This is a genomic window from Mesorhizobium sp. M8A.F.Ca.ET.218.01.1.1 (assembly GCF_004791165.1).
In the GTDB taxonomy this organism is placed as follows: Bacteria; Pseudomonadota; Alphaproteobacteria; order Rhizobiales; family Rhizobiaceae; genus Mesorhizobium.
Genome location: NZ_SRUZ01000003.1, coordinates 329,104 through 344,513 on the forward strand (window position 1 = coordinate 329,104; position 15,410 = coordinate 344,513).

Here is a 15,410-nt window from a genome sequence, read left to right on the forward strand (position 1 = left end):
GACAATTGTCGAGACGATCCTGATTATTCTGATGCCGGCAACGGCCGGTTCGGCTAGGCCGGAAACCCGAGAGCAACAAGTCACTTTCGGGAGCCTCCATGGACCTTGCCACCATCAGGCTCTGGACCGCCGCGCCGGTGGTACCGGAGCTGAAACCTGTCTCCGGGCGGGGGGCTGTTGTCGATCTTCGCCACGGGTGTCGCACTCAATCTCGGCAATCCGAAAACGCCGTTGTTCTATGTGGCGCTGCTGCCGAACGTCGTCGGAACCTCGCTCGCATCAGCGCATCTCGGCATCCTGATCGCGGTGATCCTGGCTGTCGAAATTGTGGTGATCGGCGGGCACGTCGTTCTCGCCGGCCGCGCTCGTAGTCTGCTGCGAACACCCAGGATCGTGCGACGGGTGAACCGCGCGGCGCCGGCGTCGCGGTCGTCGCCACGTGCCGATGTTCGCTTCGTCGCTGGGCTATTTCCTGCGTTGTGCCTCGGCCTGATCGATGATCTTGCGAAGAAAGGCGATGTGACCGCGAAAGGCCCGCCGTCCTGCCGTCGTGGCGCTGACCCGTGTCTGCGGCCGACGCCCGACAAAAAGTTTTTCAATGTCGACATAGCCAGCTCTGGCCAGTGTGTCGAGATGTGCCCCGAGATTGCCGTCGGTGGCTTCGATCATGGCTTTCAACTGGGTGAACTCCAAGGCCTCGCGCCTTTCCAGCGTGTTCAGGACGGCCATGATCCTGAGACGCGTACTCTGGTGGATAATGTCGTCGGCGCTCATCAATGGCTCCAATGCGGCAAAGCCTTGGCCTGTCGCCGTGTGACTCGGCAATCCCTGCCAGCGGGTGTCACTTGCCTTTGTATGACCGAAATCGAAGGCGCGATCGGACTCCGTGACAGAATACTCTGTTATACAGAGTATTCTGTCAATCAGAAAGCTGCTGCTCGAAACATGCTTGACAAGGTGATCTTCAGATCGGGCGTCGCATCGCGCTCGTGATCCGCACGGACCGCTCTCTTGCAAAAGATGATCGCCTCGATGAAACGGCAAGTCATGATCTTCACGACCAAAGATCGTGCGTGAAGTTGCTCGCTAATCTTCGGAGCTTGATGGCGAGCTCGCATCGCGAATGCCGATGTCGAATTGCTGGCGATGTCGGAAGATCAACCGCGGATTTTTCCGGTGATGAGTGTGATTGTGTGGCGATCGCAACCAAAATTTAAGGTGAGAAAATCATACCATTGCTTCGCTGGCTAGCGAGACGCGAGTCAGATATGCATTGCGCGCCGGGGTCATTCACGGCCATCGGCATAACGTGAAGGGGCATGACATGGCTAAGCAGTCATCTAAAGCGCCGGCATCCAAGACTCCGGCAAAGAAAGCACCCGCAAAAGCAGTCGCGGCGAAGGCCGCTACGGCAGTGAAGAAAGCAGCGCCTGCGAAGGCGGCGGCAAAGCCCGCAGCGAAAGCAGCACCGGCCAAGAAGCCGGCGCCCGCCAAGGCTGCTGCGAAGCCGGCAGTGAAGAAGGCAGCGCCCGCCAAGGCAGCGGCAAAGCCGGCAGCGAAGGCGGCACCGGCGAAGAAGCCAGCGGCCAAGGCGGCGGCAAAGCCCGCGGCGAAAGCGGCTGCAAAGCCCGCGGCGAAGGCGGCGGCAAAGCCCGCGGCCAAGAAGGCAGCACCCGCCAAGGCTGCGGCGAAGCCCGCCGCGAAGGCCGCGGCAAGGCCAGCCATGAAAGCAGCAGCAGCCGCAACCAAGCCGGCGGTGAAGAAAGCCGCCGCCCCGAAGGCAAAGGCAGCGCCTGCGAAAGCGAAGGCTCCGGCCAAGAAGTAGACGGAGCGTTGGGGCGTCACGTGTCCTTCGGGACACGGCAAGGACGCTCTGACGTTCTGTGTAGGAGCATATTCGGCAGCGGGTTCAGCCTTCGGGGCTGAGCGTCGGTAACGGGCCGAGGGGCAAGCAAAGCGAGGCGCCGGTTGGCTGCCTCGCTCGCCCCACTCTTTCGCTCCTGCCGTGGTTGGCGAAGGTCACGGCACGGCTTCTGGCGCCTCTGAAGTATGGGCGCCTGTGAAGTGTGAATGCAGGTTCGAATTCCAGCGGCTTGCCGTCGTGCCTGCTGATGCTTTCCAGGCTGCTGCTTTCAGGCTTGTGGTGATGCCAGGACGGAAACCGCGGCCGGTTTCTGGCTGCTGTTTTTTTGCACTCTGGCAATTGATCGCAACAGCCCTGCGGTCGACACTGGATGTCCGCAAACAGGAAACCGATCATGCCGAAGCTGCTCTACGCGTCCACCTCTCCCTACAGCTCCAAGGTAAGGATGGCCGCGGCCTATGCCGGGATCGCCATCGATGAGGTGCCGGTCAAGACCGAGGACAGGCCGGCCGAACTGATCGGCGCCAATCCGCTCGGCAAGATCCCGGTGCTGGTGCTCGATGATGGCCGTTCTGTTCACGACAGCCGAGCCATCACCCAGCACCTCAACCGGATTTCGAAGAACGCGTTGTTTCCACGCAATCCCGACAAGCGTCTGGAAGCGGAAGTGCTGGAGGCGCTGGCCGACGGTATCTGCGATTGCGCGCTGTCGATGGTCTATGAGCGCCGCACCCGGCCCGACGAAATGGTTTATCAACCCTGGCTTGACCGCCAGTGGGCGAAGATCACCGCCGCACTCGATTTGCTCAATGCCAATCCGCCAAAACTGCCGAAGAAGATCACGGCCGGTCAGATGGCGTTGCGTGCCTGCCTTGGCTATCTCTCTTTGCGCTTCGCCGGGAAATGGGAAAAGGGCCGCGGCCGGTTGACCCGCTGGGCTGCACGCTTCGACGAAAAATTCCCGGAGCTGAAGTCGGCGGTTCCCGCCTAAAAACGACCCGCAATAAAAAAGCCGGGCGCGAGGCCCGGCTTTTTCGTGTCGTGGCTTGGATGGACTTAGAACTTCATACCGAGGCCGAAGGTGACGCGGTTGTCCGTCGCCTTGACTTTGCCGATACCGTCGAAGCTCTTCGAGCCGAAGTCGGTGTAGCGATACTCGACGCGGCCGAACACGTTGTCGGTCAGCTTGATGTCGGTGCCGACGCCGGCGGTCCAGCCGATCATCGTAGCGGTGTCGCTGGCGAGGAGGTCGGAATCTTCCACTTTCAGGCTTCTGCCGGCGAGACCGCCGGTGCCGTAGAGCAGGATTTCCGGGGTCACGGCATAGCCCAGACGGGCACGCAGCGAACCTTCGAAGCCACCCTTGGAGTGGATACCATTGTCGTCACCCTTGACGCCGTTGTAGCCGAGTTCGGCTTCACCGCCGTACACGAAGTTCTCCTGCTGCCATTGGTAGCCGCCGAAGACACTGCCGTCGAAACCCTTGGTGTCGGTCGAGAACCCAAGATCCTTTTCCTTGGTCTTGCCGCTGAAGCCGTAGCCGAGGTTGATACCGGCATAAGGGCCGGCCCACGAAGCGACCGGAAGTTCGGCAACCGGAGCGGGTGCCGGCGGCTCTTCCTGAACGACGTCCGCTGCATAAGCGGTACCACCGAGGGCGAAGAGCCCGATTGCGACAGCCAGCGGCCGTGCGAATTTGAGATTGGCTTGCATTGTTCTTTACTCCTTAAGCCACAGGACACAGGCTTGTTTCTCACGATCGCCATCAACCCGTCCGGGGGGTGAAACGGGTCTGGCGTTCGTCGGTTCCAAATGTCGCGTCAAAATGCGGCTGAACCGAACCTGAACTTGGGTCATTCCCCGGCACGAATGAGGCAGAACCTTGACGTTGCATCTTCGCAACAGCGAAATGTCAGCAGCCAGTTTATGCTGCGCTGCACACCGCTTGGTGCAAGGAGTCCAGCGTCCTATATTGCTGTCCGGCGGTTCCGAGTCCAAGAGGGCTCGGCATGCCGAACGGGCACTTCGCCACAATGCTGCCCCAGGTGCGAACACCATTTAACGCATGCCGGGCCATATTTCGCCGGCGTCGCGTTTTCGGGCCGAAATTGAGGATTGACAACAGATGAGCAAAGCCACTGCCGTGGCGCTGGTGACCGGTGGAGCGAAACGGATCGGCAAGGCGATCGTCGAGGACCTCGCCAGCCATGGTTTTGCGGTCGCCATCCACTCCAACCGCTCGCACGATGAGGCGGATGCGCTGGCCGAGGGGATTAACCGGTCGGGCGGCCGCGCCGCCGTGGTTGCGGCTGATCTGACCGACATGGACGCCGTCAGCGAGCTCGTCGGCCAGGCGGAAGCCGCGCTGGGCCCGATCTCGCTGCTGGTCAACAATGCTTCGCTCTTCGTCGACGATTCAGTGGAAGATTTCGACTGGCACGCCTGGGACCGCCACTTCGCCATTCATGTGAAGACGCCGGCGCTGTTGGCGCAGACCTTCGCCCGTTCCTTGCCGGAGGGGCGGGAGGGGCTGATCGTCAACATCATCGACCAGCGCGTCTGGCGGCCGACGCCGCGCTATTTTTCCTATGCGTTGTCGAAATCGGCATTGTGGACCCAGACGCAGATGTTGGCACAGGCGCTCGGGCCCCGCATCCGCGTCAATGCGATCGGGCCGGGCCCGACGCTGAAGAACGCGCGCCAGGACGATTCGGATTTTGACGCGCAGGTCGCCGGCCTGATTCTGAAGCGCGGCCCGGAATTGCCGGAATTCGGCGCCACCATCCGCTATCTGTGGGAGACGCGCTCGGTCACCGGCCAGATGATCGCGCTCGATGGCGGCCAGCATCTTGCATGGCAGACGCCCGATGTGACAGGCATGGCGGAATAGCAGTCGAAATCCTTGTTGGGGTCTAATTTGATCGGCTAAAAGCACAACCGGGCTGTCCCGACGATTGTGGCTTCTGGAAAAAGTCTCTGACGATGGCGCTCCCCGGGGCTGTTCGGCAGCACTCCCGACCTGCAGCGCTGAGCGGCTCCGGCATGCCGCCAATGTCGGCACTTGCCCAAGCACGGTGCCGCGTAATATGCGGTTGGACGGAAGGGGTCACAGGTGTCCCCACGCCCGACTGCCCCTGAACCGGACGCGTCAACATCCGGCTCTCAGGCGTCATACGCTGGTTCCGGCTTCAAAAGTCCAGTCAGCCAGTAGCAGCCAATGGCCGAGATGGGTGGAACATTGCTGGGCCGGCGGTCAATGCTTGAGGCACTTGCGCGCCATTGCCATTGCTTTGTAAGTCCCCTTCAGATCGACGACAAAGGCTCCCTTGGTCTCAGGAAACACGATCATTTTATATCTCTTCGCCACGTCACGCTTGAATTTCGGGTCGTCGGTCAAGATGTAGCCGCCAGAATATCCGCCCTTGAGTATTCCGTTCGTGGTGGTGGCCACTCCCTTGTAGAGATGGCCGTCGATAGAAACGAAGATATCCGACTGCTTCCCGTTCTGGAGGCCGATATCCACCGTCGTGAACACGCCAAGATACCCGACTTCCCGATTCGCGGTAACACCCATTTGAACCGAACTTGGGCCGTCCGAGTGGACGAGCAAGCAATCGCCGCGGGTTTGATTGGTGTAAACTGTCCAGCCTTGGACGTCTCCATATTTGACCAGGACATCGCTGGCCTTTGGGAGGGGATTCTCTGTCTGGGCATAGGCAGCCATCGCAGACGAAAGAGCTACCGACGTGACCGCGATGAGCGTCATGAACTTTCGCATAACATTTCCCTCGTGAGTAAGTTGAAGTATCTATCACTTGGGCATCGTAGTCGGCTGCCCCATGCCTGGATAGTTGGACCTAGGGGAGGAGCGCTGGCCAACCGCTCGGTTCGTCCGAGGTGGTTTAACTCGGTCATTAATTTGCGGTATCGGGTCAATGCTGCTGTCGCCGGGAGAGGCAACCTACAGTCGTTCCAAGGACTGTCCCGCCACTCCAGCATTGACACCACGGTGAAATATGCCCAGGTCACGCATGACGATCTGGCGGCGGTGTCCCGGAAGGGAGGCTGTGATAAACCCGTGAAGGAAAGCCCAGGAATTAGTCCCGGAGAAACCGGTTCGGTCGCTGTAAAGATTTGAAACGGCGAGTAGTTCGGGCGTGTCCTATTGGGCGCCGGATGTGACAGGCATGAAGGAATGAGTCCCTTAGACCACAAGAGCAAGCCGCGTGGCGGCGCCGATGATTTGCCTCCTGAAATCGACCTCGAGGATGAGGCGATCGAGGAGATCGTCGAACCGGTCGGCCCGGATGTGGCGTTCACGGCAATCGACTGGACGCCGCATGCCGGCGATGCCGAAGGCATGGTGGGTGCCGAGGTGATCCAGACGCTGGTCAAGCGGCTGCCCAATGCGCCCGGCGTCTACCGGATGATGAACGCCGCCGGCGACGTGCTTTATGTCGGCAAGGCGCGCAGCCTGAAGAAGCGTGTCACCAACTACGCGCAAGGCAGATTCCACACCAACCGCATCGGCCGCATGGTGCGCGAGACGTCGACGATGGAGTTCGTCGTCACCCGCACCGAGATCGAGGCGCTGCTGCTCGAAGCCAATCTCATCAAGCGTTTGCGGCCGCGATTCAATGTGCTGATGCGGGACGACAAGTCGTTTCCGTATATCCTTTTGACCGGCGACCATGTCTCGCCCGGCATCTACAAGCATCGCGGCGCGCGGTCGCGCAAGGGCGACTATTTCGGCCCCTTTGCCTCGGCCGGTGCCGTTGGCCGCACCATCAATTCGCTGCAGCGCGCCTTTCTGCTCAGAAGCTGCACCAATTCCTTCTATGAGAACCGCACGCGGCCATGCCTGCTCTACCAGATCAAGCGCTGCGCCGGTCCGTGCACCGGCGAAATCTCGCATGAGGGTTATGCCGAGCTTGTCGACGAAGCGAAGGATTTTTTGTCCGGCCGCAGCCAGAAGGTGAAGACCGAGATTTCGGCTGCCATGCAGCAGGCTTCGCAAGACCTCGATTTCGAGCGAGCCGCCATCTATCGCGACCGGCTGGCGGCCTTGTCGCACGTGCAGAGCCATCAGGGCATCAACCCGGCGACCGTCGACGAGGCCGATGTGTTCGCCATCCACCAGGAAGGCGGCCAGGTCTGCATCCAGGTGTTCTTCTTCCGCACCGGCCAGAACTGGGGCAACCGCGCCTATTTCCCAAAGGCCGATCCGGCGCTGGAGGGATCGGAAGTGCTGGGCTCGTTCCTGGCGCAGTTCTATGACGACAAGCCGACACCGCGTGCCATCCTCTTGTCGCAGACCGTCGAGGACCAGGAACTGCTGGCCGAGGCGCTCTCGACCCGCGCCGGCCGCAAGGTGACGATCTCGGTGCCGCAGCGCGGCGAGAAAAAGGACCTGACCGAAAACGCCTTGCAGAATGCGCGTGAGGCGCTTGGCCGCCGGCTGGCCGAGACCTCGACGCAAGCGCGGCTGCTTGCCGGTTTCGCCGAGACCTTCGGCCTGTCAAAGCCGCCGGTGCGCATCGAGATCTACGACAACTCGCACATCATGGGCACCAACGCCGTCGGCGCCATGGTCGTCGCGGGGCCGGAAGGCTTTGTGAAGAACCAGTACCGGAAATTCAACATACGCTCGACGGAGATCACGCCGGGCGACGATTTCGGTATGATGCGCGAAGTGATGGAGCGGCGATTTTCGCGATTGCTCAAGGAGCATGGCGATGTTGTCCTTGCCGACGATGCGGCAGGGGGCGAGGCAGCGGCAGTCGAGGCGGGCGACGATATCGAAGACGATATCTCCGGAAGCTTCCCTGCCTGGCCCGACGTCATCCTGATCGACGGTGGCCAGGGCCAGATGACGGCGGTGCGCAAGATCCTTTCCGATCTCGGCATCGAGGACCGCGTCGTCGCCATCGGCATCGCCAAGGGGCAGGACCGCGATGCAGGCCGCGAGCGCTTCTTCGTCAAGGGCAGAGACTCGTTTTCGCTGCCCGTGCGCGATCCCGTGCTCTATTTCGTCCAACGCCTGCGCGACGAGGTCCACCGTTTCGCCATCGGTTCGCACCGGGCCCGCCGCAAGAAGGAAATGGTCAAGAGCCCGCTCGACGAAATCGTCGGCATCGGTCCCGGCCGCAAGCGCGCGCTTCTCTTGCATTTCGGCACCGCCAAGGCGGTCAGCCGGGCCGCGGTGGAGGATCTGAGGAAGGTCGACGGCATCTCCGAACAGGTGGCGAAACTGGTCTACAACCACTTCCACGAGAGTTGAAAAAATCGCCACTTTCATCTGGCCAGTCGAATCTGGCCTGTTGACCCCCTACATCCGCTTCTGATTTGAGTACGCAGGCAGAAAGAGTCCACCAGACATGGCCCAGCGCGCGTTTAACCTGCCTAACATGTTGACCTACGCCCGCATCATCGCGGTGCCGCTGGTCGTGCTGTGCTTTTTTCTGGAGGGCCATCTGAAATCGAGCGACTTCGCTCGCTGGTCGGCGCTGGTCATTTTCCTGCTGGCGTCCGTCACCGATTATTTCGACGGCTATTTTGCGCGTGCCTGGCAGCAGACCTCCAACATCGGCAAGATGCTCGATCCGATCGCCGACAAGCTGCTGGTCGCCACGTGCCTCTTGCTGCTTGCGGCTGACACCGACCGTCACGCCGGGATCGCCGGCTGGTCGCTGTGGGCGGCGATCATCATCCTGTGTCGCGAAATCCTGGTCTCGGGCCTGCGCGAATATCTGGCGGCACTCAAGGTCTCGGTGCCAGTGACGCAGCTTGCCAAGTGGAAGACCACCATCCAGATGGTCGCCATCGCCTTCCTCCTGGCGGGACCGGCCGGTGACAAGATCTTTCCGCTGACCACGCAGACCGGCCTGGTGCTGCTGTGGATCGCGGCCCTCGTGACGCTCTACACCGGCTACGACTATTTCCGCGCCGGCCTCAAGCACATCATGGACGAGTGAGATGACGACCCGTCTCATCTATTTCGCCTGGGTTCGCGAACGTATCGGCACATCGGAAGAAGATGTCGAATTGCCCGCCGGCATCGAGACGGTCGCCGACCTCTTGCGCTGGCTGCAATCGCGCGGCGAAGGTTACCAACACGCGCTGCAATATCCCGATGTGATCCGCGTCGCCATCAACCAGGAACATGTCGACCATCGCGAGAAGATATCGGGTGCACGCGAGATCGCGCTGTTCCCGCCGATGACCGGAGGCTGACATCATGTCGGCCGTCCTGGTGCCGACCGTGCGCATCCAGCGCCAGGATTTCGACGTTGCCGCCGAGATCGCCGGGCTGACGCAAGGCCGCGCCGACATTGGCGCGGTGGTCACCTTCTCCGGCCTGTGCCGCGATGAGCAGGGCGCGCTCTCGGCACTCGAACTCGAGCACTATCCCGGCATGGCTGAAGCCGAGATCGGGCGTATCGCTGCCGAAGCCACCGAGCGCTGGCCGCTGCAAGGCCTCACCGTCATACATCGCCATGGCAAGATCGCGCCGGGGGACAACATCGTCCTGGTGGTGGCCGCTTCGGCGCACCGCCAGGCGGCATTCGAGGCGGCGGACTTCCTCATGGACTACCTCAAGTCGCGTGCCCCCTTCTGGAAGAAGGAACATCGCACCGACGGCTCCGAGGGGGGCTGGGTCGAGGCTAAGGAAACCGACGCCCAGGCAGCCCGGCGCTGGAAGCGACCGCCGTCCGAATAATACCGTGCAGGCGTCACGGAACGACCGCAATCCTTCTGCCAACTGGTCACGTGACTGATTTGGGCAAGGGATACGGTCATGCTGGACAGGATCGCCGAATTCTTCGTCTTTGGCTTGGTGCCGCTGGTCGTCGGTATCCTGGCGGTGCCGGAGCTGTCCGTTGCCGCGGAAAAGGCGGTGAGGGGGGAAGTGATCTATCGCGAGCGCATAGCGTTGCCGCCCAGCGCCGTGCTTTCGGTCGAGCTCGCCGACGTCTCGTTGGCCGAGGCGCCGGCCAAGATCATCGGGCAACAGAAGATCAAGCCCGCCGGACAGGTGCCGATCAGCTTCGAGATAAAATTCGACTCCTCCGTCATCCGGCCGCAAATGACCTACGCGCTGCAGGCCCGGATCACCGCGGACGGAAGGCTGATGTTCATCTCCGATGTGCGCCATCAGTTCGATCCGCTGACCGACGCGCCGCAGACCATCATGCTGAAGATGGTTACGCCCAGCAAGGAAACGGCGGCTTCCATCTTTGATCAGCTCTGGGTGGTCGATTATGTCGATGGCATTGGCGCCATCACCGCGCCGCAGGCGACCTTCAGGGTCAGCGAGGCCGGCAAGGCCGGTGGCAGCGGTCCCTGCAACACCTATTTTGCCACGGCGAAGGTCGACGGCCAGGCGATCGGGATCGGCGATATCGGTTCGACTTACAAAGCTTGCGCGCCCGATGTGATGGCCGAGGAAAAAGCCCTGTTCGATGCGTTGGCCAAGGCGGCATCATACAAGGTCGATGCCGGCAAGCTCACCATCTCAGACAAGGACGGGCGCGAAATCCTGCGCTTCAGCGCCGCGAGCTGATTGCACTCCAGAAAAAAGGCCGGCTGAACGCCGGCCTTCCAGATCGGATTTGATGCCGTCGGCTCAGCCGACGATTTCGGTGTCCGAGAACCAGTACTTGATTTCCTGCGCGGCGGTTTCCGGCGCGTCGGAGCCGTGCACCGAGTTCTCGCCGATCGACAGCGCATGCACCTTGCGGATGGTACCTTCGGCGGCGTTGGCCGGGTTGGTGGCGCCCATCACGTCGCGGTTCTTGGTAATGGCGCTCTCGCCTTCAAGGACCTGCACGATGGTCGGGCCCGAGGACATGGATTCCACCAGCTCGCCGAAGAACGGCCGCTCCTTGTGGACGGCGTAGAAGCCTTCCGCCTCGCGGCGGCTCATCCAAACGCGGCGCGAGGCGATGACGCGCAGACCGGCGTCTTCGAGCATCTTGGTGATGGCGCCGGTGAGGTTGCGCCGCGTTGCGTCGGGCTTGATCATGGAGAAGGTGCGTTCGAGCGCCATGGGTCGTCCTTGTCTGAATTTGAATTGAGAGTGGCGGGCTCTATACAAGCCGCCCGGCTTATTGCCAAGAGGGTGAGGAGCGGGTCCGCGCGGCGAGCGGAAAGGCAATTGCTTGGCTTTGCGAGCGACGAACGCCCGGAGCGACAGCGAGCGTCGAACGGCCAGCGCTTCCGTGGCTGGTCGCTGCGGGCAGGCTGGATCAGACGGCTGTAAAGCAACGGTTTGCTTGCTATAGTCGTCCGGTCGGCGCCGCGCTGAAGTCGGCCCGCATGGAGACAATATGACCATGACAGACGATCGTCAGGAGCGCATTCGCAACCGCGCCCATCAGATCTGGCAGGAAGAAGGCCAACCGGCCGGTCACCACGAGCGCCATTGGCAACAGGCGGCCGCCGACATCGATCGGGAGGACGCGGGGTTGGCGGCCAAGAAGCCAGCCAGGAAGGCATCTGGCGCCGGCAAGGCAAAAGCCGCTCCCAAGGAAAAGGCCGCCGCGAAAGCCAGCAAGCCAAAGAAGGCGGCCAAGTAAGGCCAGCTGTTCCGCCGCCGATTTTCGCGACAGTTTGACGGCGCTTGCCTTGCGGGCAGGGCGCGCGCTTGCGGCCGTCACGCCGCCGCCGCAACCGTTCGTCCGAGCCCGCCATGCAGATCGAGGCAGCGGGTGAACCATTGCGCCACCACGTCGCTGTCGTCGAGCAATTTGTAAGGCGTGGCGATGCGTGCCCATTGCAGCGCGCCGAAGACGATATAGTCGGCAAACAGCGGCGAGGCGCCGCCGATGAAAGGCTGGTAGCTCAACATGGAGCGCAGCGGCTCCAGCGCTGCCCGGAAGGTTGCCAGGCCGGCGTCGCGTGCGGCGGCGACGTCCTCCAGCCGCTTGCCGAAGCGCTGCTCCCGGCTCTGGCGGAAATACGAGGCGTTCTCTTCGTCTTGCATGGCATGAAGGTCAACGAGCGCCGCGGTGGTAACATAAGGGTGGATGGTCAATTGCGACCAGCGTTCGATGAAGCGCGCCATCGCCTTGCCGCCTTCGCCGCCAAACAGCGTCGGGCGATCCGGATAGGTCTCATCGAGATAGAGCGCGATGGCGAAGGAATCGATGACGACCTTGTCGCCATCGCGGATGACCGGAACGGTTTTTGAGACACCGCCTTCAATGGCCGGCACTTCGAGAAAACGCGTCGGCGCGGTCGAGATATCAAGTCCCTTGTGGGCCAGCGCCATCGTTGCCTTCCAGCAATGCGGACTGAACGGGCGGCTCTCGTCATGTCCGACCAGGTCGTAAAGCAGAATGGTCATTGGCGTCGGCCCCTTCGCGGTCTAGGTATCGCCCCGAAACCCGAAACGGGCGCGGCGGGAGAAAAGATGAAACAGCACTTCATGATGTTTGCGGCCTACAATCAATGGGCCAATGGCCGCATCTATGATGCCGCCGACGATCTGAACGATGAGGAATTCAATCGCGACGTCGGCGCTTTCTTCGGTTCGCTGATGGGCACGCTCAACCACCTGCTCGCCGCCGATCGCATCTGGATGAAGCGCTTCACCGGCGAAGGCATCGCGCCGACGACATTGGACGCCATATTGCACCGGGCCTTGCCCGTCTTGAGAACCGCGCGCGAGGCGGAGGACCGGCGGATGATCGACTGGCTCGGCGGCCTGGACGACAAAGCGCTGTCGGGTCGCTTCACCTATATGACCGTTTCGGATATGCGCACCGTCTCGCAGCGCCTGGCGCCGGCGCTGGCTCATGTCTTCAACCACCAGACCCATCACCGCGGCCAGGCGCATATGATCCTGACAGTTCTGGGCCGCCCCTCCGTGCCGCTCGATCTGGCGCATTTCCAGCGCACCGAGGAGGGAAGGGCTTTCGCCTGATCCACATGGTTTTCGTTTTGAATTCGGGGCGAGCGTTTGGCGCGGACTATCGCCGCATTTTTTGCCGTAGCATGGCTTTTACGTCCGGCCACTCGGAATCAATAATGCTGAACCGGACGGAATTGCGTTTCCGGCCGTCCGGCATGATCCGTTCATTGCGAACGATTCCTTCCTGTTTTGCTCCTATTCTCAAAATGGCCGCTCTCGACGCGTCGTTGAGTTCGTCGGTGGTGAATTGCACGCGGACACAGTTCATGACCTCAAATGCCTGAATCAGGAGAAGATATTTAGCCTCGGTATTAACCCCCGATCGCTGGACCGAACTGCCGAGCCACGTGTGCCCAATCTCCAATTTTCTGTTCGCGCGGTCGATTTTCCAGAACCGCGTACTACCGCAAATCAAGCCCGTGGCGCGGAGGACGATTGCGTATGGCATGACAGTCCCGGCCTGTCGTCCAGCCAGGGCATTGGCAATATAATCATCGATCGCGTCTGGCCCTGGAACCACGGTGGCCTTCAAGTTCCATAGCTCGCCATCTGCGGCTGCACTCAAAAGCGCTGCGGAATGCTCTGGCTGCAGGGGGCTGAGTTCAACGATATCGCCGACCAAGGCGGGTTGCCTGGATTGGACGCCGCCCATTAATCGATGATCCCTGTTTCTCTTGCCTGCAGTCATCGAGCGACAAATGAGGACCGATCCGACTTTCAGACAGCTTCTGAAGCCAAGCCCGCAATTTCGTTGTCCAGCTGGCGTTGCGTCATGGCCGCTTCCGCCATCACCCATTGCTTGAACAGCAGCATCTTGCGTGCGGCAAGGCCCTTGTGCGGCGAGACGAAGTACCAACCGGCCGTATTCGGATGATGTACGGCAAAGGGAGCGACCAGCCTCTCGGCGCGGATATCGCTGGCCATATAGGCGCGGTTGGCAACGGCAAAACCCATTCCGGCATTGGCCGCCTCGTAGGACATCATGCACGAGTCGAAATAGATGCTCTTGGTCTCGCTGAGCACAAAACTGGCGCCGGCGAAACCAAGCCAGGATTGCCAGTTCTGCGTGCAGGTGTCGGAATGCAGCAGCGTGAAGTGCTTGAGGTCGTCCGGTGTCACCTTTGACACCGGCTTGTCGCCGAGAACCTCGTGGAACAATTTGCGGCTGCACACCGGTGTCAGGTCTTCCTGAAACAACAAGTCGGATGGCAGCCCGTTGAAGTGGCCGTCGCCGTAGCGGATTTCGAGATCGAATTCGGAAGTCGTGAACTCGTGCGTCGCGTACGAGGTCGAAACCCGCATCACGATATCGGGGTGTTGCTGCTGGAACAGCGGCAGGCGCGGAAACAGCCAGCGCGCGGCAAATGTTGGCAGCACCGATATCTTCAGCACATGTTCCTGTGATTGCCCGGTCGCTTCCATGCTGGCGGCGACAATCCGCTCCAGCGCCTCACGAACGCGCGAGACATAGGTTTCGCCCTCCGGTGTCAGCGACACCGCATTGCCGCCGCGCTGGAAAATCTTGAAGCGCAACTGGTCCTCCAGGCTCTTGACGCGCTGGCTGACCGCCGAAGCGGTGATGAACTGCTCTTCGCCGGCACGCGTGAAATTCCCGTGCCTCGCAGCACTCTCCACGATTTTCAGCGAATTGAGGTTGACCTGACTGAGCAGACGCACGGCTTTCGACCTTAAGCTGGGCTTAGGGTAGCACTAGCATTCCTAATTTTACAGGGGGGGCTAATTTAATCGACTGTTAACCAAGTGTTTGCCCCCCACTTGGAGAAGTACAATGAACGCACATACCGTACCCGAACTGCGCTATGCGATGAGCCGCGAGGCCATTATCGGCCACGAAACCGCCTGGAAAGTGTCGAGCTTCGGCGTTGCGCAGTATCGGCATGGCTATGATCCGGCTCTGCTTGCCGCGATCGAGGAGGCCGCCCTGAAGCTCAAGGCCAGCCATGCCGTGCACAAGCACCTCGATCTGACCTTCATCACAGGCGCGGACCGTTTCATTCCCGAAATCAAGGAGTTGCTGAACGACAAGTTGCGCTTGGAACGGCTGTCCGACATGACGGGCACGAAGCTGGAGCCCTATCCGCTGTCGATCGTCGGTTCGACAGTTACCTTCATGAATCCCAGGGATGGCGCCGTCGAATGGCATTGCGACGGCGTTCCGGTCACTGAGCTCATTCCGCTGTCGATCAGCGATCCGCTGGTCGGCGGCCATCTCGAAATCTATTGCGACGATTCCGAGACCGGCCGCGCCATCCTCGAATCCGGCCGCGAGATTCCGCGCAACCGCATCATGCGCATCGATCACAAGATGAACTATGCGACGCTCGGGCAGTTCCTCGGCGTCCTGCATCGCACGGCGCCGATCCAGTTCGGCGAGCGCGTCACGCTGGTGCTCAACCAGCGCTCCGTGGCCAAGCCCTATGTCGACGACAACAGGATGTTCTACCTTGCCGCCGACAACGATCACGACCGCGAGTGGGTCAACGAGCTGGCCGAAGATGTGTGGCAAAACCAGCTGCCGGCCTATCGCCGGTTCGAGGCCGAACATCCGACGCCGGCCCCCGCCGAAGCGCCGGTTCCGGGTGGAGCCAGGGAGTCATGGTAGCGACCCAT

18 protein-coding genes and 1 pseudogene are annotated in these 15,410 nt (G+C 61.3%); 12 read left to right on the forward strand and 7 right to left on the reverse strand.

Translation table 11 applies throughout. From position 1 onward, the window contains the following. Positions 1–113 precede the first annotated feature (113 nt). Positions 114–500, forward strand: a pseudogene (locus EN861_RS36815) (LysE family transporter); the annotation flags it as partial. Here the strand turns inward: EN861_RS36815 and EN861_RS12725 are convergent. After that, positions 466–774 carry a transcriptional regulator gene (locus EN861_RS12725; protein WP_127280633.1) on the reverse strand — a complete coding sequence of 103 codons (309 nt, stop codon included), beginning with the start codon at positions 772–774 and terminating at the stop codon, positions 466–468. The pseudogene EN861_RS36815 and the gene EN861_RS12725 sit on opposite strands and share 35 nt — an antisense overlap. Before the next feature lie 640 nt (positions 775–1,414). Between EN861_RS12725 and EN861_RS12730 the strand changes: the two genes are divergently transcribed. Next, positions 1,415–1,825, forward strand: a complete 411-nt coding sequence (locus EN861_RS12730) for a hypothetical protein (RefSeq protein WP_189343621.1) — start codon at positions 1,415–1,417, stop codon at positions 1,823–1,825. Between the two features lie 433 nt (positions 1,826–2,258). Next, a complete protein-coding gene (locus tag EN861_RS12735; RefSeq protein ID WP_127871450.1) occupies positions 2,259–2,855 on the forward strand; it encodes a glutathione S-transferase in 597 nt (198 codons plus the stop codon). A gap of 65 nt (positions 2,856–2,920) precedes the next feature. Here EN861_RS12735 and EN861_RS12740 read toward each other — a convergent pair whose 3' ends face one another. Further along, complete coding sequence (locus tag EN861_RS12740) at positions 2,921–3,577, reverse strand: outer membrane protein (RefSeq protein ID WP_127280635.1); 657 nt, start codon at positions 3,575–3,577, stop codon at positions 2,921–2,923. A gap of 412 nt (positions 3,578–3,989) precedes the next feature. Here EN861_RS12740 and EN861_RS12745 point away from each other — a divergent pair, with 412 nt between their 5' ends. Next, the gene (locus EN861_RS12745) at positions 3,990–4,754 is read left to right on the forward strand and encodes an SDR family oxidoreductase (protein WP_135863803.1); all 765 of its coding nucleotides are present in this window, start codon (positions 3,990–3,992) and stop codon (positions 4,752–4,754) included. A 363-nt stretch (positions 4,755–5,117) separates the two neighbouring features. Here the strand turns inward: EN861_RS12745 and EN861_RS12750 are convergent, their stop codons facing one another. Next, positions 5,118–5,642: a hypothetical protein gene (locus EN861_RS12750; RefSeq protein WP_127280667.1), complete on the reverse strand. Its 525-nt coding sequence runs from the start codon at positions 5,640–5,642 to the stop codon at positions 5,118–5,120. 417 nt (positions 5,643–6,059) lie between these two features. On the opposite strand from EN861_RS12750, the gene uvrC reads away from it, so the two are divergent. The 5 genes from uvrC to EN861_RS12775 all read left to right on the forward strand — a co-directional run bounded on the left by uvrC (position 6,060) and on the right by EN861_RS12775 (position 10,427). Further along, positions 6,060–8,144, forward strand: a complete 2,085-nt coding sequence (gene uvrC / locus EN861_RS12755) for an excinuclease ABC subunit UvrC (protein ID WP_135863805.1) — start codon at positions 6,060–6,062, stop codon at positions 8,142–8,144. A gap of 97 nt (positions 8,145–8,241) precedes the next feature. Further along, positions 8,242–8,838, forward strand: coding sequence for a CDP-diacylglycerol--glycerol-3-phosphate 3-phosphatidyltransferase (gene pgsA, locus EN861_RS12760; protein ID WP_010915213.1), 597 nt, complete (start codon positions 8,242–8,244; stop codon positions 8,836–8,838). A 1-nt stretch (position 8,839) separates the two neighbouring features. Then, positions 8,840–9,097, forward strand: coding sequence for a molybdopterin converting factor subunit 1 (gene moaD, locus EN861_RS12765; protein ID WP_127281088.1), 258 nt, complete (start codon positions 8,840–8,842; stop codon positions 9,095–9,097). 4 nt (positions 9,098–9,101) lie between these two features. Then, the gene (locus tag EN861_RS12770; protein ID WP_127281087.1) at positions 9,102–9,584 is read left to right on the forward strand and encodes a molybdenum cofactor biosynthesis protein MoaE; all 483 of its coding nucleotides are present in this window, start codon (positions 9,102–9,104) and stop codon (positions 9,582–9,584) included. Between the two features lie 78 nt (positions 9,585–9,662). Beyond that, positions 9,663–10,427: a YbaY family lipoprotein gene (locus EN861_RS12775; protein ID WP_135863807.1), complete on the forward strand. Its 765-nt coding sequence runs from the start codon at positions 9,663–9,665 to the stop codon at positions 10,425–10,427. Positions 10,428–10,490: 63 nt separating this feature from the next. On the opposite strand, the gene ndk is transcribed toward EN861_RS12775, so the two are convergent. Beyond that, positions 10,491–10,913: a nucleoside-diphosphate kinase gene (gene ndk, locus EN861_RS12780; RefSeq protein WP_127279526.1), complete on the reverse strand. Its 423-nt coding sequence runs from the start codon at positions 10,911–10,913 to the stop codon at positions 10,491–10,493. A gap of 280 nt (positions 10,914–11,193) precedes the next feature. On the opposite strand from ndk, the gene EN861_RS12785 reads away from it, so the two are divergent. After that, positions 11,194–11,442: a DUF2934 domain-containing protein gene (locus EN861_RS12785; RefSeq protein ID WP_135863810.1), complete on the forward strand. Its 249-nt coding sequence runs from the start codon at positions 11,194–11,196 to the stop codon at positions 11,440–11,442. 77 nt (positions 11,443–11,519) lie between these two features. On the opposite strand, the gene EN861_RS12790 is transcribed toward EN861_RS12785, so the two are convergent. Beyond that, positions 11,520–12,212: a glutathione S-transferase family protein gene (locus tag EN861_RS12790; protein ID WP_127279524.1), complete on the reverse strand. Its 693-nt coding sequence runs from the start codon at positions 12,210–12,212 to the stop codon at positions 11,520–11,522. Positions 12,213–12,278: 66 nt separating this feature from the next. Between EN861_RS12790 and EN861_RS12795 the strand changes: the two genes are divergently transcribed. After that, complete coding sequence (locus EN861_RS12795) at positions 12,279–12,791, forward strand: DinB family protein (RefSeq protein ID WP_127279523.1); 513 nt, start codon at positions 12,279–12,281, stop codon at positions 12,789–12,791. Between the two features lie 46 nt (positions 12,792–12,837). Here the strand turns inward: EN861_RS12795 and EN861_RS12800 are convergent, their stop codons facing one another. Then, on the reverse strand, positions 12,838–13,401 hold the full coding sequence (locus tag EN861_RS12800; RefSeq protein WP_245512023.1) for a GNAT family protein: 564 nt from the start codon (positions 13,399–13,401) through the stop codon (positions 12,838–12,840). A gap of 95 nt (positions 13,402–13,496) precedes the next feature. Further along, a complete protein-coding gene (locus EN861_RS12805) occupies positions 13,497–14,456 on the reverse strand; it encodes a LysR substrate-binding domain-containing protein (protein ID WP_127279521.1) in 960 nt (319 codons plus the stop codon). Between the two features lie 112 nt (positions 14,457–14,568). Between EN861_RS12805 and EN861_RS35410 the strand changes: the two genes are divergently transcribed. Continuing rightward, the gene (locus EN861_RS35410) at positions 14,569–15,402 is read left to right on the forward strand and encodes a hypothetical protein (RefSeq protein WP_189343622.1); all 834 of its coding nucleotides are present in this window, start codon (positions 14,569–14,571) and stop codon (positions 15,400–15,402) included. Positions 15,403–15,410 lie beyond the last annotated feature (8 nt).

Coding starts and splice junctions, on each gene's coding strand:
- EN861_RS12725 (WP_127280633.1), bottom strand. CDS start 774: ATGAGCGCCGACGACATTATCCACCAGAGTACGCGTCTCAGGATCATG.
- EN861_RS12735 (WP_127871450.1), top strand. CDS start 2,259: ATGCCGAAGCTGCTCTACGCGTCCACCTCTCCCTACAGCTCCAAGGTA.
- EN861_RS12740 (WP_127280635.1), bottom strand. CDS start 3,577: ATGCAAGCCAATCTCAAATTCGCACGGCCGCTGGCTGTCGCAATCGGG.
- EN861_RS12745 (WP_135863803.1), top strand. CDS start 3,990: ATGAGCAAAGCCACTGCCGTGGCGCTGGTGACCGGTGGAGCGAAACGG.
- EN861_RS12750 (WP_127280667.1), bottom strand. CDS start 5,642: ATGCGAAAGTTCATGACGCTCATCGCGGTCACGTCGGTAGCTCTTTCG.
- uvrC (WP_135863805.1), top strand. CDS start 6,060: ATGAGTCCCTTAGACCACAAGAGCAAGCCGCGTGGCGGCGCCGATGAT.
- pgsA (WP_010915213.1), top strand. CDS start 8,242: ATGGCCCAGCGCGCGTTTAACCTGCCTAACATGTTGACCTACGCCCGC.
- moaD (WP_127281088.1), top strand. CDS start 8,840: ATGACGACCCGTCTCATCTATTTCGCCTGGGTTCGCGAACGTATCGGC.
- EN861_RS12770 (WP_127281087.1), top strand. CDS start 9,102: ATGTCGGCCGTCCTGGTGCCGACCGTGCGCATCCAGCGCCAGGATTTC.
- EN861_RS12775 (WP_135863807.1), top strand. CDS start 9,663: ATGCTGGACAGGATCGCCGAATTCTTCGTCTTTGGCTTGGTGCCGCTG.
- ndk (WP_127279526.1), bottom strand. CDS start 10,913: ATGGCGCTCGAACGCACCTTCTCCATGATCAAGCCCGACGCAACGCGG.
- EN861_RS12785 (WP_135863810.1), top strand. CDS start 11,194: ATGACCATGACAGACGATCGTCAGGAGCGCATTCGCAACCGCGCCCAT.
- EN861_RS12790 (WP_127279524.1), bottom strand. CDS start 12,212: ATGACCATTCTGCTTTACGACCTGGTCGGACATGACGAGAGCCGCCCG.
- EN861_RS12795 (WP_127279523.1), top strand. CDS start 12,279: ATGAAACAGCACTTCATGATGTTTGCGGCCTACAATCAATGGGCCAAT.
- EN861_RS35410 (WP_189343622.1), top strand. CDS start 14,569: ATGAACGCACATACCGTACCCGAACTGCGCTATGCGATGAGCCGCGAG.